The following is a 23,878-nucleotide window of genomic DNA, read 5'->3' on the forward strand; positions in this document are numbered from 1 at the left end:
TAACGGGGATAGCCAGTAAGCTACAAACTAAAAGAAGAAAAAGACTATGGCTTACGGGCAATAAGGACAGCCCGTAGTGGTGCTGGGTAGCCTTCTATTGTTTTACTGTTATCGTCTGGATGAAGAAAATCGATCAGCGATTCATGTTGCATCCATTCTGTCCGGCGTTGTTCATCCAGTGTTGTGGCCGCATGATCAACAATGCGAACATCAATAAAACCACATTTTTCTAACCAAATTTTTAGCATCTTGGCCGACGGAATAAAGTAGACATTCCGCATTTGTGCATAACGTTCACCTGGAATGAGGCATTGATATTCGTCACCCTCAATAACCAGGCTTTCCAGAACTAATTCACCGCCGGAAACCAACTGGTTTTTCAGTTGCCATAAGTGGTCGAGGGGGGAACGGCGATGGTAAAGCACGCCCATTGAAAACACCGTATCGAAGGCTTTTAGCTCTGGTAATTGTTCAATGCCCAAAGGCAGAAGGTGGGCGCGTTGGTCGTTACCCAGTAATTTTCTGATGGCTTCAAATTGGCAAAGAAAAAGTTGGGTTGGATCAATTCCCACAACGAGCTGAGCACCTTCCCCCACCATACGCCACATGTGGTAACCGCTGCCACAGCCGACATCAAGAACCGTTCTGCCTGCTAAAGGCGAAATATGCGGAAGGACGCGATCCCATTTCCAGTCAGAACGCCACTCGGTATCAATTTCTACACCGTACAGTGAAAAAGGTCCTTTACGCCACGGCATGAATAGTTTCAGGATATTTTGAATACGGGCTTTTTCACCGTTTGATAACTCGGGTTCATGGTTCGCAATCACACCATTTTTCAGATCAAGTTGGGTGGGATTTATGTCAGGCAGGTTCTCCAGAATTTTGACCCATGAGCTGAATTGGCCATGCAATGAGGTTTGCTGCCAATGGCTTAATTGTGCGGGCAGGCATTCCAGCCAATGACTTAAGTGGTTTTTGGCGATCAAGTGATAAAAGTTACTGAAATCAATCATTGTCCAGTTCCTTTTACTGCCAGCAATGAGCCAAAGTTAAAACATTGGAACCAGACTTCAACGTGCTGGAATCCGGCTTGTTTGAGGCGTGATTTGTGCGTTTCAACTGGATCTGTCCGCATAACATTTTCCAGCATACTGCGTTTTTGGCTGATCTCCAGTTCGCTGTAACCATTGGCGCGCTTGAAATCATAGTGCATATTGAAGAGCAACTCGCCAATCTGCTCATCGTCAAAATTGAATTTTTCAGACAGTACCAAAACGCCCCCAGGCTTTAAACCGGCATAGATTTTATCCAGCATTTTCTGGCGATCATCAGGGTGCAAGAACTGTAATGTGAAATTCAAAACGACCATTGATGCATTGCGAATGTCGGTATCAAGAATATCCTGTTTGATGATTTCAACGGGGATGTTGGCCTTGAAAGAGTCAATATGGCGACGGCAGCGTTCGATCATTGCCGGTGAGTTATCGACGGCGATAATACGGCAACCCTCTGTATGGGAATGGACACTATTATTTTCGGCGCTAATAGCACGGCGGATTGATAACGTGGCTGCACCAAGGGAACACCCAAGATCATAAATTTGACTATTTGGCGTGACAAAACGTTCTGCCAGCATACCTATCATGGAAATGATATTGGAATAACCGGGAATTGAGCGTTTCACCATATCGGGAAAGACTTCGGCAACGCGTTCATCGAAATTCCAGTCACCTAAATTGGCAATTGGGGCAGAGAACAGGCTATCCCGTTGATTATGAGATTCTTGATTTGACATAACAGCATTGATTTTGGAAACAATAAGAAGCGGTTATTCTAACAGAATGCAGGAAAAGGCAGAAAGGGGATCATCAATGGATGACCCCTCAGGCGGTAATGCACCGCCTTGGGTATCACTCTAATCACCTATGCTGACAAGGTTTTTGCCATCGAGCTACAACGCAACATACGCAGAAAAGATGTGGGGAACTATCTATATAAGAAATAGCTCTATTTATGTGTAGAGAGAAAAGATCTGCTCCCACGGCAAATAGTAAATGTTATTGACAATCATTATTATCATTGAGATGTAGGTTGCCGCCATGCCCATACGCCGCCAGCGTATTTCTCGATGACGTAAGCCAAAGTAGTGTAGGAGCCTGCCTGAAAGTAATACTAATCCACAAATGTGCAGCATCCAAACGGGGGCGCCATTCATCTCCATTACAATCAATAACAACATTGAAATTGGAATGTATTCAACTGCATTACCATGAACCCGAATGGCGGTTTGCAATTCATAAAAACCGCCATCGCCATAAGCGACCCGATATTGCGTTCTTAATTTGACTACATCCAGAGACAGCTTAATTAACAGTAGTGCGCCCAGTACGATATAAAGCGAGCTAACCATTTCTTAACTCCAATTGCCCAACCCAAAAACGGCTAAATGATGATAAACCGCAAAAAGAAAACTGTCGCTATAAATCATAGTATTTAATAATAAATTCTATGAATGTTAGCGGATAGCAAAAAATTGTCTTGTCAAGAACGGCGTTATGGCCTTATCTCCGGTCAGAATTTCCAGTATAATAGTGACCTTTTTTGCAATTCTTCCTTAGAAAGAACAATGCCAAAATTTCCGCAGCAGAAAGCATAACGAGCTGAGTAAAAGGATATTGTATGCGTACTAATTATTGTGGGCAGTTGAACCTGGCCCATGAAGGCCAAAAAGTGACTCTTTGTGGGTGGGTAAATCGTCGCCGTGATTTAGGTGGCTTGATCTTTATTGATATGCGAGATCGCGAGGGTATCGTTCAGGTATTTTTTGACCCAGACCAGAAAGAGGTCTTTGCTCAGGCTTCTGAACTGCGTAATGAATTTTGTATTCAAATTACGGGGATTGTGCGTGCGCGCCCTGATAACCAAATCAATAAAGATATGGCAACCGGCGAAATTGAAGTTTTCGCAGAAAACCTGATGGTTTTCAACCGCTCGGAGCCATTGCCACTGGACAGCAACCAGAATAACAGTGAAGAGCAGCGCCTGAAATACCGCTATCTTGATCTGCGTCGCACTGAGATGTCGCAGCGTCTGAAAACCCGTGCCAAGATCACCAGTTTTGTGCGTCGTTTTATGGATGATGCGGGTTTCATTGATGTTGAAACGCCAATGCTGACTAAAGCAACACCAGAAGGTGCGCGTGACTATTTAGTGCCAAGCCGTGTGCATAAAGGCGAATTTTATGCACTGCCGCAGTCCCCACAGCTTTTCAAACAGTTGTTGATGATGTCTGGCTTTGACCGTTATTACCAGATTGTAAAGTGCTTCCGCGATGAAGACCTGCGCGCCGATCGTCAGCCTGAATTTACCCAGATCGACGTTGAAACCTCGTTTATGACCGCTGAACAAGTTCGCGAAATCATGGAAAAAATGATCCGTGAACTGTGGCTGGATGTGAAAGGTGTCGATTTGGGCGGCTTCCCCATTATGACATTTGAAGAAGCCATGCGTCGTTTTGGTTCAGATAAACCAGACTTGCGTAACCCTCTGGAATTGGTGGATATTGCCGATCTGGTTAAAGACGTAGAATTCTCTGTCTTTGCTGAACCTGCAAACAATCCAAAAGGCCGTGTTGCGGCTATTCGCGTTCCCGGCGGGGCAGAGTTAAGCCGTAAGCAAATTGATGAGTATGGTAAATTTGTTGGCATTTATGGCGCGAAGGGGCTGGCATGGATGAAAGTGAATAACCGTGCTACCGGCTTAGAAGGCGTGCAAAGCCCGATAGCTAAGTTCCTGTCTGCGGAAGTGGTTGAAGACCTGTTGTCCCGTACCAATGTTCAGGATGGTGATATCCTGTTCTTTGGCGCTGACAAGAAAAATGTTGTCACTGATGCTATGGGAGCACTGCGTCTGAAACTGGGCCGCGACTTGAATATTACCGATCTGGCAAGCTGGAAACCGCTTTGGGTTATTGATTTCCCCATGTTCGAAGACAATGGCGCAGGTGGTTTGACGGCAATGCATCATCCATTTACTTCTCCGCGTGATATGTCGGCGGCTGAATTGGAAAATAACCCAGAATCCGCTATCGCGAACGCTTACGATATGGTGATCAATGGCTATGAAGTCGGGGGTGGTTCTGTCCGTATCCATCGTAACGAAATGCAGCAGGCGGTATTCCGCATTCTGGGTATTCATGAGCAGGAACAGCAGGAGAAATTTGGTTTCTTACTGAATGCCCTGAAATACGGTACACCGCCACATGCTGGTTTGGCTTTCGGCTTAGATCGCCTCGTTATGTTGTTGACTGATACAGATAATATTCGTGATGTGATCGCTTTCCCGAAAACAACGGCAGCGGCATGTTTGATGACGGATGCACCAAGTCCGGCGAATTCAGCCGCGTTGGAAGAATTGGCTATTTCAGTCGTTAAAAAAGAGAACGAATAATGGCTTATAAGCGCCCTGAATCTGTACTGGTTATGATTTATGCCGTTGACAGCAAAAGGGTGCTGATGCTACAGCGACGGGACGATCCTGAGTTTTGGCAATCTGTGACAGGTAGCCTTGAGAAGGACGAAAAACCGTGGGAGGCGGCGTTACGTGAAGTACAGGAAGAGATAGGTATTGATATTATCAATGAAAATCTTGAACTGAAAGATTGTCAACGCTGTCTTTATTATGAGATTTTCTCGCACCTACGATATCGATATGCTCCTGGGGTCACGCGGAATAAAGAACATTGGTTCTCTCTGGCATTACCTGAGGAGCGAGAAATTTTGTTGACCGAACACTTGGCTTATCAATGGCTGGCGGCGGAAGAAGCGGCCACATTGACGAAGTCGTGGAGCAATCGGCAAGCAATTGAAGAATTTGTCATTTAGTCTATAAGACGTTTTATCGGAGATATTTGCATGGCAGGTCATAGTAAATGGGCCAATACGAAACACCGCAAAGCTGCACAGGATGCGAAACGCGGTAAGATTTTTACAAAAATTATCCGTGAATTGGTAACGGCTGCACGATTGGGCGGTGGTGATCCCGATTCCAACCCACGTTTGCGAGCTGCCGTCGATAAAGCGCTGTCCAACAACATGACTCGTGATACGTTGAATCGTGCAATTGCCCGTGGTGTTGGTAACGACGAATCAGATAACATGGAAACCATCATTTATGAAGGCTACGGCCCTGGTGGTACAGCAGTCATGGTTGAATGCCTGAGCGATAACCGTAACCGTACTGTTTCTGAAGTTCGTCATGCATTCACCAAAGCAGGCGGCAACTTGGGGACTGACGGTTCTGTTTCTTATCTGTTCACCAAAAAAGGGGTTATTTCCTACGCACCAGGCCTGGATGAAGATGCGGTAATGGAAGCCGCATTGGAAGCAGGCGCTGACGATGTTGAAACTTATGATGATGGTGCGATTGACGTCTATACTACTCCAGAGTCTTTTGGCGAAGTTAAAGATGCATTGGATGCAGCCGGTTTCAAGGCAGATTCCGCAGAAGTTTCTATGATCCCGTCAACGAAAGCAGAACTGGATGCAGAAACTGCGCCTAAATTACTGCGTCTGATCGATATGCTTGAAGATTCTGACGATGTGCAAGAAGTTTATCATAATGGTGAAATTTCTGATGAGGTTGCAGCACTGCTGTAATTGGCATTAGGGTTCACAGCGTAGAGAAAGTGTTCCTCAAATCAGGGCACTTTCTCTAACGTTTTTATCCCATATCACAGGCAAACCGATTTAGGCGAATAATTCGATATGGCGATTATTCTTGGTATTGACCCTGGCTCCAGAGTCACGGGATATGGCGTTATTCGCCAGCAGGGACGGCAACTTATCTATCTCGGCAGCGGTTGTATTCGGACAAAAGTCGATGACTTACCCAGTCGTTTGCAGAAGATTTACGCCGGAGTTACTGAAATCATCACTCAATTCCAGCCCAATGCTTTTGCAATAGAGCAAGTTTTCATGGCAAAAAATGCAGACTCAGCCTTGAAATTGGGACAGGCGCGTGGAGTCGCAATTGTTGCAGCCTCTAACCAATCCATACCGGTATTTGAATATGCAGCCCGTCAGGTTAAACAGACGGTGGTTGGTACGGGGGCGGCCGAAAAGAGCCAGATTCAGCACATGGTACGTTCGATGTTGAAATTGTCTGCTAATCCACAGGCCGATGCCGCTGATGCGTTGGCTATTGCTATTACACATTGTCATCTCAGTCAAAATTTGCTGCGGGTGGGTGATGCGCGGTTAAATTTAACGCGTGGTCGTCTGAAATAGTTGATGCTGGATATACGTCCAGCTTTTTTTGTGCTATAAGCTAGAGGAACGATTTATTTTATTTTCAGGGGGTAAACAGTGATAGGGCGTTTGAGAGGAACCGTGTTGGAAAAACAGCCACCGTTGGTTTTATTGGAAACTCACGGTGTCGGTTATGAAGTTCATATGCCAATGACCTGTTTTTATGAACTGCCTGAAATTGGTCAGGAAGCGATTTTATTTACACAATTTATTGTGCGTGAAGATGCTCAGTTATTATACGGTTTTAATGATAAACAAGAGCGTGCACTGTTCCGTGAACTGATTAAAGTCAATGGTGTTGGGCCTAAATTAGCGCTGGCAATTCTCTCGGGCATGTCTGCCCAGCAATTCGTTACAGCGATAGAACAAGAAGCTATTGCTTCATTGGTTAAGTTGCCGGGTGTTGGCAAAAAAACGGCTGAAAGGCTGGTTGTAGAGATGAAAGATCGCTTTAAGGGGCTTAATGGTGATCTATTTAACCAAAGTAGTGATGTTAATTTGCCGGCTGTCAGCAAACAAGCGAATTCCGCTGCCGAGATTGAAGCAGAAGCCGCAGCGGCACTGGTTTCTCTGGGATATAAACCACAGGAGGCCAGCCGGATGGTGAGCAAGGTAGCTAAACCAGGTGCAGATTGTGAAACCCTTATTCGAGAAGCACTTCGTGCGGCTCTGTAATCACAGGAGTTAAGTGATGATTGAAGCTGACCGTCTAGTTTCAGCAGGCGTTCTGCAAGATGATGAAGCGATTGATCGTGCTATTCGGCCGAAATTTCTGTCTGAATATGTTGGACAACCCCATGTTTGTGAACAGATGGAAATTTTTATCCAAGCGGCACGTCAGCGTGGTGATGCACTGGATCACTTATTGATTTTTGGCCCCCCTGGATTAGGTAAGACCACGTTGGCAAATATTGTGGCAAATGAAATGGGGGTTAATCTTCGTACTACATCTGGGCCAGTATTGGAGAAGGCAGGGGATCTTGCCGCTATGCTCACTAATCTGGAACCACACGATGTCTTGTTTATAGATGAAATTCACCGTTTATCGCCGGTTGTGGAAGAGATCCTTTATCCGGCAATGGAAGATTACCAACTGGATATTATGATTGGTGAAGGGCCAGCCGCCCGCTCCATCAAGATTGATCTTCCCCCCTTTACTTTGATTGGTGCGACCACTCGTGCAGGCTCTTTAACTTCACCATTACGTGATCGATTTGGTATCGTACAGCGTCTTGAATTTTACAATGTTGATGATTTGCAGAGCATCGTTTCCCGTAGTGCACGCTATATGGGATTAGGCATTTCAGATGATGGTGCAAGACAAATCGCGATGCGTTCTCGTGGCACTCCCCGTATTACGAATCGATTACTACGTCGTGTGCGTGATTTTGCTCAGGTGAAAGGTAATGGCACGGTTGATAGTCATATTGCATCTCAGGCGCTGGATATGCTGAATGTCGATTCGGCCGGATTTGATTACCTTGATCGTAAGTTGCTGATTGCCATTATTGATAAATTTATGGGTGGCCCCGTTGGGTTGGATAATTTGGCCGCGGCGATTGGTGAAGAACGAGAAACGATTGAAGATGTACTGGAACCTTTCCTGATCCAACAAGGATTTATCCAACGAACGCCACGCGGGCGTATTGCAACCCATCATGCTTACCGGCATTTTGGATTGAGCAAGGAAGACGAATAATAATCATTCTGACATACCAGCTCCGGTTAATTACCAGGGGCTGGATATATTTCTTATATTGTAAAAAATCAATCTATTTTCCTCTTAAATAGGTTTTCATAATACTGAGAATATCAGATGTTGACGTTCCTTACCCCGCGCGGAGCGCGGGGTAAGGAACACTCCTATCATTTTGAAACGCTATTTAAAAGGAATGCCATTTTTTAATGGTTGTATTTAATATTTTAAATTAACCTTTATTTTTGATAAGGATGTTTTCCTTTTAATATATTTTTTATTTTAAAGGGTGACATTTACCTTTAAAAATTTTCTTGATTTTAAATTGTATGATTTGTTTTTTAAAATAATACTTATTTTTAACAGAGGTATCTATTTTAAAGGTTACAAATGTGTAAGATTTATTTACATTGTCATCTATAGCTATTATAAATTCTATACCGATTTAACTTCAAGATGCGTGTGATTTCTCCCCGCGAAGCGGGGGATAAATCGGGTTTCATATCGTGTTGTAAATTGCAACTTGAAGTTTAATGCGTATAGTTGGAAATTGATTAAGAGGTTGCAGAAATACACAGTATCATGCCTTCCTGTAAATCAATGTGCATGTTTTAATTCTAATTTAGAACCCACATCCCAAAGAGTATTCAAAAGCATATGAGGAAGATGATATGTTCTTAAGTAAAGAATCGTTCAGTCATGAGGAGTGGAATGACCCAAAATTTCAATTACGTAACTTAATTAAAACATCTGAGGATTTAGGTAAATGGATTGCATTAACAGATGGAGAAAAGAAAGCGATTGAGGCTGTGAAAGGAAAATACTTATGGCAGAGCACGCCTTATTATGCTTCGCTTATGGATAAATATGACGAGAATTGTCCCATTCGATTGCAAACTATTCCTCACTTAAGAGAGATGAAAATAGAGTACAATTCTGATAATGATCCGGTAGGCGATACTTCAAACCTTAAAACAGCCAGAGTGATCCATAAATACCCTAACCGAATTGTTTTACTTGTTTCCGATACTTGCCCTGTTTATTGTCGCCATTGTACACGTAAATTTCATACGACAGATGTTAACGGAACCTATTTTGGGGCCGATATTGCTGCATCATATGAAGAAGATTTTGCTTATATTGAGAGCCATCCCGAAATTGATGATGTCCTCCTGACTGGCGGTGATCCCTTAATACATTATGATAAATTTCTTGAAGCCATTATTAAGAGACTAAGAAGCATCAAACATATTAATATCATTCGTATTGGAACCCGTTATCCTGTGTTTGCTCCCCAGCGAGTGACAGAAAAATTCTGCCAAATGTTGGAAAAGTATCATCCTATCTGGGTTAACACACATTTCAATCATCCTAAAGAAGTGACCGAAGAGGCGGCTGCTGCTTGTGACCGATTGCTGCGACATGGCATTCCAGTGCAGAACCAGTCTGTTTTGTTAAAGGGTATCAATGATGATGTGGAAACGATGCGCTCATTGCTGAAGGCTCTCTTGAGAATTAGGGTTCGTCCTTATTATTTGTACCATTGCGATAATGTATCTGGTGTTTCTCATTTCATGACGACGCTGGAGAAAGGGCAGGAGATTATGGATGCACTGGTAGGATTCGAAACAGGTTTTAGTGTACCTCAGTATGTCGTCACAACCACATTAGGCAAGTTGGCTGTTAACCGAAAATATATTAACACGCATGAAAATGGTCGCATTATTGCGAGGAATTATAAACAAGAATATTTAGATATTACTGAATATATTAAACCTCCCTCTGTATTGAGTTATGGCGCCGAAGCACATAGTAATGGTGAAATTATTCCCTTCAAGGCTGTCGATTGATTAATTTAAATGTAAATTAATAGAGATATTCATAATGATGCAAGAGAGAAATTTCTCAACCCGCATTGCAAGTAGATCAAAAAATATTAATGCCTCAGTAACAGTAGGGTTGGCAGATATCGTTGCTAAACTAAAAAGTGAAGGTCGTGATATTATTGGATTGAATGAGGGTGAGTTGGATTTTAATACCAGTGCCACTGTTGTCAATGAAACTATTCGTGCATTGATAGATGGCAAGACACGTTATAGTTGGCTTGATGGTGAACCTAAATTAAAAGAGAGGATTTGCCATAAAATATTTGAAGATAACCGAATTAAAGCGACACCTGAAAATATCATAGTGACCAATGGATCAAAGCAAATTATTTATGAAATACTACAGATATTAATTGAAGAAGGTGATGAAGTTATTATTCCTGTTCCCTGTTGGGCAACCTATTTAGAAGCGGTGAAATTAGCGGGTGGAAAAGCAGTTTTAATTGAAAATATTGGTGTGGATCTGGATATAGAAAAAATCAGACAGGCAGTGACTGACAAGACCAAACTTATCATTATCAATACACCGAATAATCCGACAGGGGCTGTTTACTCAAAATCAGCGTTACAAACATTGTGTCAATTGATTAAAGAAAAACAGATTTTCGTGTTATCTGATGAAGCCTATGAACAAATTGTATTTGATGTTGAACACCACAGCTTAGCTGCAATTGATGACAACGAATACATTATAACGGTACAAACATTTTCCAAAAGTTTTGCCATGACGGGATACCGCATTGGCTATATGGTTGCCCATCCTGAGTTAGTTAGCAGGGTTTCTGACCTGCACGGCCATATGACTGACAACGTTTGTACGTTTGCACAATATGGCGCTATTGCTGCACTTGAGATGCCAAAGGATTTATATCAAGAGCGGCTGGAAATACTGAAACAGAGACGGGATCTGTCATACCGATATGCCCGCGAACTTTTTGAGTGTGAATTACCTAATGGCGCATTTTATCTGTTCCCGAATGTCAAAAAATACCTCAACGGTCGTCATCGCGACGCAACTCAATTATGTGAATATTTGCTCATTCATGCAGGGGTCGCGCTAATTCCCGCAGAAGCCTGTCTTTATCATGGACATATACGTATCTCTTTTGCTGCATCAATGGATGCTATTGAACAGGGATTTGAAAGGATAGCAACTGCATTGCGGTAACTTATGACAATGAGGATTAATAACCATGAACCAATCTATATATTCAATTGAATTGTCAACTTCAGAAATTGATGAAATTCAAGCCCTCATCGGGCAATTGCAAAAACGTTATCACTCGACTGATGATCAAGATTTTGTTAGCACCTTGCCAGAGTGGGTAGAATCATTACCAACCCGATTGCGTATTGAATTGAAGAGATTCCGTAATCAGGGTTATCCACTGGCTGTAATAAAGGGATACCCTGATATGTCAGGGACTATAGGGCCAACTCCCAATCATTGGAAGGATGTCTACAATACGAATAGTAACTATGACTATTATTGTTGTTTGATGTCGAGCCTGTGTGGCGATGTGGTGGGTTTTTCTGATTTGCAGGAAGGAAAACTGGTTCAGGAAATATTCCCAATCAAAAAGGATGCCGGTAAGCAATTGGGTACAGGCTCGGTAAACCTATTACTGCATACTGAAGATACTTCCCTAGGCTATCGGGCGGATTATCTCGGTTTTATGTGTATCCGTAACAACTATCGAATCCCAACTTGTGTATCAATACCGGATTTTTCCAAATTGAGTGAAAAAACGGTCACCATCCTCAAAAGAAATAAATTCCGTATTTTTAATGACCGACCTTGCCTGTCGAAAGAAGAGCGTGACGAAAATTATACCATCTGTCCCATTCTTACCGGCGGTGGCGATAATATCCATATGCGTTATGACCCACTGTATCTGGATAAAGAAGCCTTGGATGACGAAGAGCGTGAAGCTGTGGCCGAACTAGAGGAATTAACTGAGGCAGCGGTATTTGATTTGGTTTTAAGCCCAGGTGAAGTTGCCTTTATTGATAATTATCGTTGTGCTCATGGCCGCAAGGCGTATCAACCTAAATACGACGGAACTGACCGTTGGTTAAAGCGCACCCAAATATTAACGAGGTTGCGTGATTTCAAGCACATGCTGCTACCCGGACGCATTAACGTATTGCCTTAAATCTAAGCATAGGGATTAGGCTTTTGCTTTCTTTAAACCATGAATTGCCAGGTTGATAAATGAAACAAAAGCCTGTGCGGATTGTATCTATGTCATCTTTTTTATTTGGCTTATTTTTTATTTGGCTTAATAGTTATGCATAAACAAAATAAAAATGCAGAGAATGAGCGTTTTATCGAGCAATGGCAAGCCTGCTTACAGGGGCTTGATACGGATAATATCCTTATTCTGGCGTTATTGAAAAAAGCACTTGGCGATGTTGATGCAATACGATTTAACGACATGCAATCTAAGCGTCAGCTAAGTTGGCGCCAATTACTGTGCAGCATTGTCCGCGTTTATCGTTACTTATGTGAGCTGGAGGTTGCACGTGGCCAACGGGTAGTGACAATTTCACATAATCGCTGGGAGTTATTGGCCATTGAGTTTGCTTGCCAGATTAAAGGGGCGATTTATACCCCACTGTATGCCAGTTATCCTGAAGAAATTATTGCCTATTGCCTGTCACTGACAGAACCCATTTTAGTTATTACTGAAACCGCGGAGCATGTGCAATCCTTGCCGCGGAATTCTTCGTGGCATGTCATTACATTGGAACCTTCCAACGTTTTTACCGATTTTTCCACTATTGATAGCGATATTCACCAAGTTACCGTGGATAAGACGGTCAGTGATAAGGGGATTGGGGCAGAGTTGCACAGTTCGCTGATTACAGATTTACGGGCGACACAGGCAGAGCAAGCTTTTTGCCTGATGTTCACTTCAGGCTCCAGTGGGAAACCCAAGGGGGTATTGCTTAGTCAGGCCAATATTCTTTCACAACAACAAGCTCTGAAAGAGTTATGGCATTTCGATGGCCCGCAATCTTTTCTCAGTTATTTACCGTGGCACCATAGTTTTGGTGGCTTATTTGAAAAATATACAGCTATTTTTAGTCAGGCCGTATTACATATTGATAACAGCCGGGGGGTGGATATTGCGCGGTTGTGCGCCAACCTAAGCCAGCTAAAGCCGACGCGGTTTTTCAGTGTACCGAAAATACTGACCGCGGTTGCCAATAAGATGAGGGATTCAGCGAATTTTTACCACGAGGTGGCTCCTTCATTGCAAATGATCTTTTCTGCGGCTTCCAAACTGTCTGCGGACATTGAAGATTATTTCAACCGTTGTGACATTCAGGTCGTTGAGGGTTGGGGGCTGACTGAGACAAGCCCTTGCCTGACACTCAAGGGATTAGACAGTAAAGAACCGAACAGTGTAGGCCGCCCTTTACCTAATGTGACACTCCGTATTGATGAAGAAACTGGGGAGATTTTGGCTAAGGGGCCGAATGTTATGCTGGGTTATTATGCTGATGAAGCTGCGACCCAGCGCTGTTTCAAGCAACAATGGTTCAGGACTGGCGATCTCGGCAAAATGGTTAATGGAGAACTGGTGCTATTGGGGCGGTTAGATGCAGTCAGGAAACTGTCCAATGGTGAAAAGGTTTCCAGTGATACTATCGAACAGAGTTTGTTTGCTAAGACCGATATTATTAGCCATGCCATTATTGAGATTGAGCAAAGGCCATACGCCACAGCGTTATTGTTTATCAATCCTGAGCTTCGTCGCCAGACGTTAAGAGAGGATTGTACACTCCAGCATTCAACACGTTTGCGGGAATATATCTTACAGATCTTGCAGCAACACAATCGTCAGGTGACGGAAATTTCCCACAAGTTGATAGCGGTTGCGATCACCGAAACACCGCTGTCTGCTGATAAAGGTGAAATCACGCCATCATTTAAAGTCTCCCAGCGTACCGTGCGGGAAAATTACCGTGTTGTGTTTGATGCACTATATGACACTGATAGATCTTTCAATTTAAATCCGGCATGTCGTTCATTTTTGAAAGTTTCAGAAAATCACCTTGTTTCGCCCATTATTTTCCAAGATAACCTACTGACAGGCTCTATTAATTGGGAAGGGTTTATACACATCATTGGTCAAGTCAGAGGACAAAATCTGTCAGATGATGATACTCAGAGATCCTTGCTTGACCTTGGTTATAATTCATTGACGATAGTTCAATTGGCGGAGAGTTTAAGCCAGGCGAGCGGTCGAGTCGTCACAGAAATAGAGCTGTTCTCCAGTTCGTCAATCCATCAACTTTGGCAAAGATTAGTGACACGGACGACGGGGAAAACTTTCTGCCATGCCAATACCACAGAACAGATGCTGTCAGGACAGGATCAGGCCGATGTGGCGATTATCGGCTATGCAGGGCGTTTTCCCGGCGCTGAGGATTGTGAGCAGTTATGGGAAAACTTGCTTGCAGGCAAAAGTATGTTTAGTCGTTGCCCTGACGATCGCCCCTTTATGGCTACGTTGCTGGCAGAATTTGCAGCCAAAGGCATCCAATTAAGTGGGGCATTTTGCAATAACATCCGTCAATTTAACCATCGCTTTTTTCAAATAAATCCCAAAGACGCCCGATTGATGGATCCCCAACATCGGTTATTGTTGATGGTGACATGGGAAGCTATTGAACAGGCTAATCTGAGCCTGGATGATTTGAAGGAGAGCCGAACAGGTGTATTTATCGGTATCAGCCAAAATGGCTATCGGCAATTGTTACATGATTACCAGGCCGAGACGGGGGAAGAGGGTTATCCGAGTAGTGCAATTAACAATCAGAATAGTATATGCGCCAATCGATTGTCATATTTTCTGGATTTAAGGGGACCTTCATTAGTTGTTGATACCTTGTGCTCATCATCATTGGTGGCATTGCATCAAGCGCGTTTGAGTATTGAAAGGGGAGAATGTGATACTGCCATTGTCGGAGGAGTGCACCTGCAATTGGATATGGCTCATTTTAGGGAAATGAACCAGTTGGAAGTGTTATCCAGTGATGGAATGTGCCGTCCTTTTGATGCCGAGGCGAACGGAACTGTGCTGGGTGAGGGCGCAGGGGTGGTGATCCTTAAACGCCATGATCTTGCCATGCGTGATAAAAATGATGTCAAGGCAATCCTGCTGGCTTCCGAGGTTTATCATGGTGGCCGTAGTAACGGTATTACAGCACCAGATCCACTTTCACAACAAAAGTTATTGGAGCGGTGTTGGACGAACGCAGGCATAAGAGCGAGTGATATCGCTTATTTCGAAACACATGGCACTGGCACACGTTTGGGTGATCCTATCGAGCTGGCTGGAATTAGTGCTTGTTTTCATGACCAAAAAATGCAGGCTCCCTGTTATCTTGGGGCTATCAAAGCCAATATTGGCCACCTTGAAGCCGCCGCAGGTATTACCGGGCTGATCAAATTACTCTTGATTGACCAGCACAGAATAGCGCCACCAGTGGCAGCATTTAGCCAATTGAATCCCCGGATCTCGCTGGCCGAAGGGCAACTGGAGATCCCTACGACAATACAACCGTTACCTGCTGAAAAAAGTTGTTTGGCTGTCAGTGCTTTTGGTATGGGAGGAACGGGTGCGCATGTAGTCATTAAAAGTAATGGCAACCGCCCTTTTTCTGATGCGGAACAAATAAGCGAAACGTTGCCTTGTGTGTTGAGTGGATGTGATCAAGCTCATCTCCAGGCTGTTGCCACCAGTTTATTAACTTATGTGCAACAGCAAGTGATGCAACAAAAATTTGTCCTAATGCATTTTTGTCAGGCGCTGGCTCAACGCACGGTGCTACCGGTTGTTTGTACTTTGGGGGTAAATAATACTGAACAATTGATTGAACAGTTATCTGCAATAGCCAGCGGGGAGCTTGTTGGTTATCGTGCCAGTGCAGCCGATAGCCAGGATAATACGACAACCCTGGCATTGGTTTTTGCCGGACAGGGAACCCAATCAGTGGCAATGGCGGAACAGTTGTATCGTCATAATGTGCAATTTGCACAGTGGCTCGATCACATCGATCAATTGTGTTCTGAAATAGCGCATGAAAGCGGGCAGCCAAAGGTGGAGGTAAAACATCTGCTGACTGAGCAGGTGGATGAACAGACGATCCATCGTACCGAATTTGCACAGGTGATTTTATTTGCTTTCGAGTATGCACTGTACCAATGCCTGCGCCCCGCTATCGGGCATGTCGATATTCTGCTTGGCCATAGTCTTGGCGAATATGTCGCGGCCTGTATAGCCAATGTATTTTCATTGAAAGAGGGGCTTAGGATCATCATTAAACGCGCCCAACTGATGGAGGCGAGTGATCCCAATGGTGCCATGATGATGGTGAACTGTTCAGCAGAGCAACTTGGCACCTTCATGGCGGCGGTTAAAACCGACAATGGCGTGGAGGGGGGCGCTGGCCTGACTATTGCTGTTGAAAATAGTGAAACCAATACAATTATCAGTGGCTCACGTAGTGTACTTGATCATTTCCAGTCGCAATTAGAGCGGCATGGTTTCCATTCTCGCTTTATCAGTACCAATAGGGCGTTCCATTCTCCGATGATGGCAAATGCAGCCCACGAATTTGGAGTATTTCTCGCCAATATCCTCCTTAAGGCAGCAGATATACCCATTTTGTCTAATCTGACGGGGCAACCGGAAACAGATTGTTTCGCTACGGCAGAATATTGGCAACAGCATATGTTAGGTCGTGTACTGTTCCGTCATAACCTGAATAAATTAACTGCCATGGTTGGGCTGAAGATCATTGAGATTGGCCCCAAAAGTATGATCGGCGCGTTGCTCGATGAAGCTCCGCAACATCATCTGGCTTTAGCGTATTGTCCTGCGCAGAAAAACCAGCAGCTCAATTATGGTGATTTAGTAGCAGTGTTAGCCAGTGAGCATTTATCTGGTTCACCAAGAGATTGGCTGGCAATGTATGCGCCATTCACGCCGAAACCTGCCTTATTACCAGCAAGAAAATTATTGACAGAAGATTACTGGTTTACGGGAACTGCCATTGCGCCTTCATTGAATGGGGCAAGGCAACAAAAACCTGACGAACATTTCAACCTGACTGAGCGTGAGCCTCTCGCCATCATGCAACAACAAATTGACTGTATGAACGCTATCTTCCAGGCCCAATCAGAAATTATGAAGGGAATGTAACATAATGACTCAATTGCCAAATGAAATTAAACACTCTCTGCAAAGTTGGTTACAGTCAGAATTAGCAAGTGAACATGTGCCTACCGATACTGACTTTTTGGCACTGGGTATTGAATCTCTCACATTGATTAGACTGAAAAACAATATTAAATCTCAATATGGTGTTGATATCGGTATTGGAAAGTTTTTTAAAGGATTATCGACTATTGATAAGGTCGCTAATTTTGTTAGTAAGCAGGCACAACCCGCCTCGATTGATAACTTGAGCAATAAACCACAGACAGTATCTGTGTCGATACCGCCAATAGCAGAGCCGGAGGCACAAGCGCATGTTCTAACGCCTCCAACAATATCGTTATCACCCTCTGTATCTCCTTCGGCGATGATGTCTAACAAACAGATTGTTACTAGCCGCGAAAACCAGACTGTTATTAGCAATAGCCCAGGCATGGAGATCAAACACGGCATTATGGCTGCCCAATTAAACGCCATGCAGCAATTATTCCAACAGCAGTTGGCAGTGTTGCAATATCTTGGGGGAGGAAGCGCTGTTCCGACGACTGGTGACCAGCCACCCGCCGCCGTTCAGCGACCAGATCCCACTTTAATTTCAGCATCAAGCAACCTTTCATCTAAAGAGAGTGTTGTTAGCGAGCCATTAGTGACATCTGGTGAAAAAGCCAAATTTACCTACAAACCCGTTGATACTGCCGAGCCTGTACAGTGTGATGCTGAAACGACGGCATTTATTCAGCATTACAACGCGAAAACCAGTGCATCAAAAGCGGCTATCCAGAAATATCGGAGGGTGCTCTGTGATAACCGCAACTCGATTCAGTTCAACAGTAAGCTCAAAGAATTGTGTTATCCGATTGTGGGAAAAACCGCAAAAGGAGCACATTTTACTGATCTGAACGGCAATGTCTTTATTGATATTGCGATGGGGTTTGGCGTCAACTTTTTTGGGCATAATCCTGATTTTATCCAACAGGCTTTACAAAAAAGGCTCCAACGTGGTTTTCATCTCGGGCCGCTTGATGAGTCTGGTATGGTTGTTGCGGATTTAATCGCTGAAATCACGGGTGTTGAGCGAGTGGCTTTCACTAATTCAGGCACCGAGGCAATTATGCTTGCCTGTCGCGTAGCCAGGGCTGCTAGCGGGAAAAGGAAGATCGTTATCTTCAATAATGCCTACCATGGTCACTATACGGAAATCCTCTTTATGGGAGGAATGAGAGAGGGAGAGATATTCCCTCAATCTAGCGGCATTCCTGAAGATTTGGGGCGGGATATAGTGATACTCAATTATGGCGAACAACAAAGCCTGGACTATATTACCGCTCACGGAAATGAAATTGCTATGGTCATGGTTGAACCCGTCCAATCGCGCAATATCAACCTACGGCCTAAATCTTTTATTCAGACGTTACGAAAAATCACGGCACAGCAGAATGTGGTATTGCTATTCGATGAAATCATTACTGGTTTTCGTTATCACCCAAAAGGGGCGCAACATTACTATCAGGTCAAGGCTGATTTGGTGACATATGGCAAAGTCATCGGGGGTGGTATGCCTATCGGTGTTTTGGCTGGCGATGCGGCAATAATGGATTACCTTGATGGTGGTTTCTGGCAATTTGGTGACGCGTCTTATCCACCCAATGAGACCACTTTTTTTGCCGGAACGTTTTGTAAACATCCGCTGGCGATGGCCGCAGCTGAGGCAACGTTATTACATATGAAAACGATGGGGTCTGCATTACAAACTGATTTGAATGACAGAACCTCAGGCTTTGTTGAGCGGCTCAATGCGTTGTTCACTACAGCAAATTGCGGTATAGAAGTTGCGAACTTTGGCTCATTATTCAAGTTCAGTCAGAAAAAAACACACGAACTATTTTTCCATAACTTGTTAATGAATGGGGTTTATACTTGGGAAGGGCGTACCTGTTTCCTCTCTACAGCTCATGATGATAACGTGTTAAATGAATGTTTCGATGCTTTTGAAAAAACCATCGAGAAGATTTCTGCCAAACCCCGCTTGCTGAACGTACCTGTAGAATCAAAAGTGCCAGTGAACGTTGTCGTACCCGAATTTAAGATGCAGAAGAATTTGGCGATGTCCAGTTGGTACGATCCGGCGGCATCAAAATCTTACAATGAATTCGTTCAGTATGTGATCACTGATGGATTGCAGCTGCATCGTTTAAACAGCACTATTGAGTATTTGTTCAATCGTCACCAACAATTGCGCCAGGTTTTTTGTCCTGAAACCTTTAAAACGGTGACCGGCCAATTTGATCACCATGCCGCAATACGGACTGAACCGGCGATCATGGATTCACCAGAACAGTTTTTACCATGGCGGCAAAGTTGTCTGGATGAGGAGTTTGCGCTTGATCGTGGACCGATGTTTAGAGTGCATGTAGCACAGATTGATTTAGCTCTGCCATTATGGAGTGAAACACCTTTAGCACAACATGCACTTAACTATAGCCGTGTGGATATGATTTTTTTGGTTGCCCACCATGCTATTGTTGATGGTGTCTCTTTGGATGTATTAATTGATGAGCTGGTGGCTGTTTATCATGGCGCCGGCGATTTGCCACCAGCCTGTCAGTATCATGATTATTTGGAGCGTCTGGCTGCATTCAAAAAGACCCCGGATTTTATTCACCAGAAATCATTTTGGCACAAGTACCTGTCTGGCTGGCAGAGGGATTTGGCAAATTTACCCGAACCGGCTCCTGTCGTGCTGACAGAAGAGGGGAATGTACTTGCGACGGGGGGATTTTATCTTGAGAAATTATCGGCTGACTTGACGGCTAAGATTTTGGCTTATGCGGCTGGACAGCGTGCGACTCCTTACATGCTGATGTATACCGTCTACTCTATTTTTTTGGGTACGGTACTCAAACAATCCCAATTTGTTATGTCTACTTCAGTATCCGGGCGTAACTTTGACAATTTCGACAATCTGGTGGGCTTGACGACGGCAATGTTGCCCGTTCGGGTAAATACTTGCAATGGTGAACAACGTTTCAGTGAGTATCTTGACCTTACTTGTGAACAATTGTTGGATATTTTTTCTAACCAGGATGTCACGATTGAAGATTTGACGGTGCAGAATTGCAGCCTGGGGCATCATTCGGAAATGGTAAACCGTTATCTTAATTACGACTTCAATTTCAGTCCCCGTAAACTTAAGCTTAATGAAAGTGGTAGTTGGTCTTTGTTACTGGATAACCCCAAACGCTACATTGTTGGTCAATTGTCTTTGGATGTATTTCAGAGCGAGCACGATCTGTATTTACATTGGGAATATGCAGCACAAGCCTACAACAAGGCGCAAATCAAAACGCTGTCAGGTAAGCTGGTACAGTTACTGGATTATCTCATTAACTCCCCGAAGAGGGATACACTGACCCTGGCTGATATTGTCACTTATCTGAACTCGCTGGATACACCCTCTATTGCCATTGGGCCGTTGCGGAAGGATTTTCTGTACAAGGCACCAATCCATGCCTTGTTTGAACGGCAAGCCGCCGATGATCCACAGGCATGTGCATTAATCGATGCCAGTTTGAAAGAAGGACAGCGTCAGCTTTCATTTGCCGAATTGAACCGACAGGCAAATGCATTGGCACATCATTTGCTGCAACAAGGTTTACAGCCAGAAGAGCCTGTTTTTATCAGTGTACGTCGTGGGATACCCTTAGCCATCTCGGTATTAGCAGTACTGAAAGCGGGGGGCGTGTACGTTCCTATTGATAAGAAGCTACCTCTTACCCAAGTCGAATTCTTGCTCTCAGAACTTATTCCGCGATTTGCCCTGCTCGATGGGGATTATGGAGGCTTAAATGATGGTAATGAGGTGAGAAACTCTGACCATATTTCGTTGCTGAAAACGCTATCTCATGTCCGGTATTTCAACTTTTACGATGAAGGGATGTTGCTGCGTCAATGTGGGGTTGCCCCGGGGGATACCGCGTTACTGCAAAATCCGGGAAAAGTAATACCTGCGGGGCAAACAGCCTATATTACCTGTACCTCAGGAAGTACCCAAAATGCTAACAACGTGATGAACTCCCATGGGGCTATCGCCCATCACTGTTTGATGATGAAGGAATATCTGGCGATTTGTTCGGAAGATCGGATGCTTCAATTTACCGATTTGTGCTGGGATATCGTTCTTGAGGAACTTTTTCCTGTTTGGAGCGCAGGAGGCAGGGTTGTATTTTTCGGTGATACCCCGCCAAATACGTTTGCTGATTTCAACCAATTGCTGATTGAACAACAGATTACGTTGGCCGATTTACCGTCTACCTATTGGCAAGGATGGGTGGATAGTTTGGAAGATCCTGCCATAGATTACCCATCCCACTTACGGCGTATTTTAGTGGGAACTGAAAAAGTTGATCCACAGACGTTGAAAAAGTGGCAGAAATTTGTGCCTGAAGGGGTAATTTTCTCCAATGCTTACGCCCAAACTGAAACCACTATTACCGCTACGGATTCAGTGATTACTAGGGATACACCGGTGGGAGAAACTGTGCCGCTTGGGAGGCCGCTCGCCAATACCGGATTTTATGTGCTGGATGAGTCAGGCAAACCAGTGCCACGCGGTGAGCCTGGTGAATTGTATATCGGTGGTCCGCTGGTATCTAAGGGATACTATGGCAATGACACTCTGACAGCCACCAGATATGTAGTTGATCCTTATATCCCTGCTGAAATTTGCAACCAGACAGCACCACTTATGTACAAAACCGGTGATTTGGTCAGCATGGATGAACAGGGATGCCTGTCTTTTCTTGGTCGAACAGATTTTCAGATCAAGGTACGAGGTTATCGCATTGAGCCAACCCAGCTGGAAAGTACCATTGGTCAGTGGGAAGAAATCGAACAAGTTGTACTGACGACAAACAGCGTGATTGATCCGACTATTCCTGTGGCAGAAACAAAATTGCTTTGTTATGTGAAAACCCAAGCCGACAAAGCGGTACAAAGAGAATTAAGTGAACGGATCCGGCAGTTCATCAACTGTAATTTTGCTCATTATATGCAACCACATCGCATTATCTATCTGGCTGAATTCCCTAAAACCGCTAACGGCAAAGTTTCGATAAAGCAGTTCCCTTTGCCGGAACGAACTGTACCCAATGATCCTTTACAGTATCTTAACAGTGCGGCGGGGCGTTTGCTGATGACTCATCTTAGGCAACGTGAACTGGATATGGGCGAAAGTTTCGTGGCGTCGGGCGGGGATTCGTTAACCGCGATCAAGATCTTATCTGCATTGCAAAAAGAGCATGGAGTTACCCTTAAGTTGCCGGAGTTTATGGCTTGTCCAACATTGGCTAGCCTGATCGAATGGATAGATTCAACATTGGTTGTGAACAAAGAAGAGGTTGTATCACAAACATTCGTGTCGGATAGCCATAAGCAGATAGCAGGGCGAAAAGAAAAACCTGTATTACAGGCTCGTCGTCGTAACAAAAAGGGAATTGTTGGATGAAGGGCATACATGGATTTTATCCGCTCTGGATTGGCATCGCGGTGTCGATATTTGGTAGTGAATTGACGGAATTTGCTTTCGGGTTATGGCTGCTTCAGAAACAAATGTCAGTCATGGCTTATACGAATATGTATTTAGTATTAGTGCTTCCGGCCTTTTTACTGATGCCGTTAGTGGGCTATGTGATTGATCACTACGATAAACGCAAGGTGCTGCTACTCACTGAAGGGATTGCGGGTTTGGCCTTGGCAATTGTGCTCTTGTGCAATCATTTTGGCTATATCAATTCCATCGTAGTCTATCTGTATATCGCCCTGACCAGCGTGCTGACCGCGTTGCAGATTGACTGTTACAGCACTCTGGTTTTTCGGCTGGTTCCACAATCTTCATTAAATCGGGCAAATGCATTGGGCAGTCTTAGCGATTCATTGCCACAAATGCTTGCTCCGGTTGTTGGTGCGTTTCTGTTTTCTCACTATGGCCTGGGTATGGTGCTGACGGTTGATCTTCTAACCTTTATGGTAAGTGCGTTCGCCGCAGGGTTATTGTTCAGGGTGAAGTCTGTACAGTTTCTGCCGCACGATGATGGCACATTATCTAAGTTGAACTGGAAAGCCATTTTTCCTGATATGGAATGTGTTCGTTTGGTTAAGGCATCGCCAGAAATGACTTATATGATCGGGTATACCTTCTTTAAGTCAATTTTGGTTGGTGGAACGCTAATCACGATTGTTCCTTATTTTACCACCTATTTTTCTGTCGCAGATGCAGGCTACATGATGTCTGTCGGCGGAGTTTCTATGGTGATAGTCAGCCTGATGTCGGCATGGAAGCCCTCTATATTGCGATATATGCCATTGCTGTTATTGGAGTTTTTATTTGCGATTGGTTTTTTGATATTGACGCAGATAAAAAATGTTTACGTCTTAGGGGCTTGTATTGCTATCAGCTTTATCACGATGCGAATAAGCATTATTAAAATGCAAACGTTATGGCAAACCATTGTGCCGAAAATCTATCACGGTCGTGTTTTTGCCTTACGTAATCTGGTTAAGACATTCAGTAGCTTCATTATTTATCTTATCACTGGGATTGTCTTGGAAATATTACTGGCTCAAGAGGGAGGGTGGGCGATTTGGGGGCAAAGTAACCCGATGGATCTTTATTTTATTGGGATCACCCTTCTGATATTACCTCCCTTACTTATCACGACACAAAAACTGTTATTAGCGATAGGGGGGAAATAA

The 23,878-nt window shown here is 44.1% G+C and carries 15 protein-coding genes; 12 read left to right on the forward strand and 3 right to left on the reverse strand.

The features are described from left to right. Positions 1–44: 44 nt before the first annotated feature. The 3 genes from cmoB to WDV74_RS08305 all read right to left on the reverse strand — a co-directional run bounded on the left by cmoB (position 45) and on the right by WDV74_RS08305 (position 2,413). A complete protein-coding gene (cmoB, locus tag WDV74_RS08295) occupies positions 45–1,016 on the reverse strand; it encodes a tRNA 5-methoxyuridine(34)/uridine 5-oxyacetic acid(34) synthase CmoB (protein WP_338885486.1) in 972 nt (323 codons plus the stop codon). Continuing rightward, the gene (gene cmoA / locus WDV74_RS08300; protein WP_338885487.1) at positions 1,013–1,798 is read right to left on the reverse strand and encodes a carboxy-S-adenosyl-L-methionine synthase CmoA; all 786 of its coding nucleotides are present in this window, start codon (positions 1,796–1,798) and stop codon (positions 1,013–1,015) included. Before cmoA ends, cmoB begins: the two co-directional genes overlap by 4 nt. A 216-nt stretch (positions 1,799–2,014) precedes the next feature. Further along, on the reverse strand, positions 2,015–2,413 hold the full coding sequence (locus tag WDV74_RS08305) for an MAPEG family protein (RefSeq protein ID WP_338885488.1): 399 nt from the start codon (positions 2,411–2,413) through the stop codon (positions 2,015–2,017). Between the two features lie 269 nt (positions 2,414–2,682). Between WDV74_RS08305 and aspS the strand changes: the two genes are divergently transcribed. From aspS to WDV74_RS08365, 12 genes are all read left to right on the forward strand, one after another. After that, positions 2,683–4,452, forward strand: a complete 1,770-nt coding sequence (gene aspS / locus WDV74_RS08310) for an aspartate--tRNA ligase (RefSeq protein WP_338885489.1) — start codon at positions 2,683–2,685, stop codon at positions 4,450–4,452. Beyond that, entirely contained in the window at positions 4,452–4,886 is a 435-nt protein-coding gene (gene nudB / locus WDV74_RS08315; RefSeq protein ID WP_189759477.1) for a dihydroneopterin triphosphate diphosphatase, read from the forward strand. The genes aspS and nudB overlap by 1 nt, the downstream gene beginning before the upstream one ends. Positions 4,887–4,916: 30 nt before the next feature. Then, positions 4,917–5,660 (forward strand): YebC/PmpR family DNA-binding transcriptional regulator, encoded by a 744-nt coding sequence (locus WDV74_RS08320; RefSeq protein ID WP_273559027.1) that lies wholly within the window; start codon positions 4,917–4,919, stop codon positions 5,658–5,660. 108 nt (positions 5,661–5,768) lie between these two features. Next, a complete protein-coding gene (gene ruvC, locus WDV74_RS08325; protein WP_273559025.1) occupies positions 5,769–6,290 on the forward strand; it encodes a crossover junction endodeoxyribonuclease RuvC in 522 nt (173 codons plus the stop codon). 78 nt (positions 6,291–6,368) lie between these two features. After that, on the forward strand, positions 6,369–6,986 hold the full coding sequence (gene ruvA, locus WDV74_RS08330; protein ID WP_273559023.1) for a Holliday junction branch migration protein RuvA: 618 nt from the start codon (positions 6,369–6,371) through the stop codon (positions 6,984–6,986). A gap of 16 nt (positions 6,987–7,002) precedes the next feature. Next, positions 7,003–8,010: a Holliday junction branch migration DNA helicase RuvB gene (ruvB, locus tag WDV74_RS08335; protein WP_338885490.1), complete on the forward strand. Its 1,008-nt coding sequence runs from the start codon at positions 7,003–7,005 to the stop codon at positions 8,008–8,010. 668 nt (positions 8,011–8,678) lie between these two features. Further along, positions 8,679–9,857 carry an arginine 2,3-aminomutase gene (gene blsG, locus WDV74_RS08340; RefSeq protein ID WP_338885491.1) on the forward strand — a complete coding sequence of 393 codons (1,179 nt, stop codon included), beginning with the start codon at positions 8,679–8,681 and terminating at the stop codon, positions 9,855–9,857. A 34-nt stretch (positions 9,858–9,891) separates the two neighbouring features. Continuing rightward, positions 9,892–11,061, forward strand: a complete 1,170-nt coding sequence (locus WDV74_RS08345) for a pyridoxal phosphate-dependent aminotransferase (protein WP_273559021.1) — start codon at positions 9,892–9,894, stop codon at positions 11,059–11,061. 25 nt (positions 11,062–11,086) lie between these two features. Continuing rightward, positions 11,087–12,049 (forward strand): TauD/TfdA family dioxygenase, encoded by a 963-nt coding sequence (locus tag WDV74_RS08350; RefSeq protein ID WP_273559020.1) that lies wholly within the window; start codon positions 11,087–11,089, stop codon positions 12,047–12,049. A 135-nt stretch (positions 12,050–12,184) separates the two neighbouring features. After that, positions 12,185–17,113, forward strand: coding sequence for a beta-ketoacyl synthase N-terminal-like domain-containing protein (locus tag WDV74_RS08355; protein ID WP_338885492.1), 4,929 nt, complete (start codon positions 12,185–12,187; stop codon positions 17,111–17,113). A 4-nt stretch (positions 17,114–17,117) separates the two neighbouring features. Beyond that, entirely contained in the window at positions 17,118–22,631 is a 5,514-nt protein-coding gene (locus WDV74_RS08360) for an aminotransferase class III-fold pyridoxal phosphate-dependent enzyme (RefSeq protein ID WP_338885493.1), read from the forward strand. Continuing rightward, a complete protein-coding gene (locus tag WDV74_RS08365) occupies positions 22,628–23,878 on the forward strand; it encodes an MFS transporter (RefSeq protein ID WP_273559014.1) in 1,251 nt (416 codons plus the stop codon). The genes WDV74_RS08360 and WDV74_RS08365 overlap by 4 nt, the downstream gene beginning before the upstream one ends.

It is taken from the genome of Xenorhabdus sp. TH1 (assembly GCF_037260955.1).
GTDB lineage: Bacteria > Pseudomonadota > Gammaproteobacteria > Enterobacterales > Enterobacteriaceae > Xenorhabdus > Xenorhabdus griffiniae.

Excerpts from the sequence above, each read along its gene's own strand:
- ruvB (WP_338885490.1), top strand. The coding sequence starts at position 7,003 with ATGATTGAAGCTGACCGTCTAGTTTCAGCAGGCGTTCTGCAAGATGAT.
- WDV74_RS08350 (WP_273559020.1), top strand. The coding sequence starts at position 11,087 with ATGAACCAATCTATATATTCAATTGAATTGTCAACTTCAGAAATTGAT.
- WDV74_RS08305 (WP_338885488.1), bottom strand. The coding sequence starts at position 2,413 with ATGGTTAGCTCGCTTTATATCGTACTGGGCGCACTACTGTTAATTAAG.
- cmoB (WP_338885486.1), bottom strand. The coding sequence starts at position 1,016 with ATGATTGATTTCAGTAACTTTTATCACTTGATCGCCAAAAACCACTTA.
- cmoA (WP_338885487.1), bottom strand. The coding sequence starts at position 1,798 with ATGTCAAATCAAGAATCTCATAATCAACGGGATAGCCTGTTCTCTGCC.
- blsG (WP_338885491.1), top strand. The coding sequence starts at position 8,679 with ATGTTCTTAAGTAAAGAATCGTTCAGTCATGAGGAGTGGAATGACCCA.
- WDV74_RS08345 (WP_273559021.1), top strand. The coding sequence starts at position 9,892 with ATGATGCAAGAGAGAAATTTCTCAACCCGCATTGCAAGTAGATCAAAA.
- WDV74_RS08365 (WP_273559014.1), top strand. The coding sequence starts at position 22,628 with ATGAAGGGCATACATGGATTTTATCCGCTCTGGATTGGCATCGCGGTG.
- WDV74_RS08360 (WP_338885493.1), top strand. The coding sequence starts at position 17,118 with ATGACTCAATTGCCAAATGAAATTAAACACTCTCTGCAAAGTTGGTTA.
- ruvC (WP_273559025.1), top strand. The coding sequence starts at position 5,769 with ATGGCGATTATTCTTGGTATTGACCCTGGCTCCAGAGTCACGGGATAT.
- WDV74_RS08320 (WP_273559027.1), top strand. The coding sequence starts at position 4,917 with ATGGCAGGTCATAGTAAATGGGCCAATACGAAACACCGCAAAGCTGCA.
- WDV74_RS08355 (WP_338885492.1), top strand. The coding sequence starts at position 12,185 with ATGCATAAACAAAATAAAAATGCAGAGAATGAGCGTTTTATCGAGCAA.
- aspS (WP_338885489.1), top strand. The coding sequence starts at position 2,683 with ATGCGTACTAATTATTGTGGGCAGTTGAACCTGGCCCATGAAGGCCAA.
- nudB (WP_189759477.1), top strand. The coding sequence starts at position 4,452 with ATGGCTTATAAGCGCCCTGAATCTGTACTGGTTATGATTTATGCCGTT.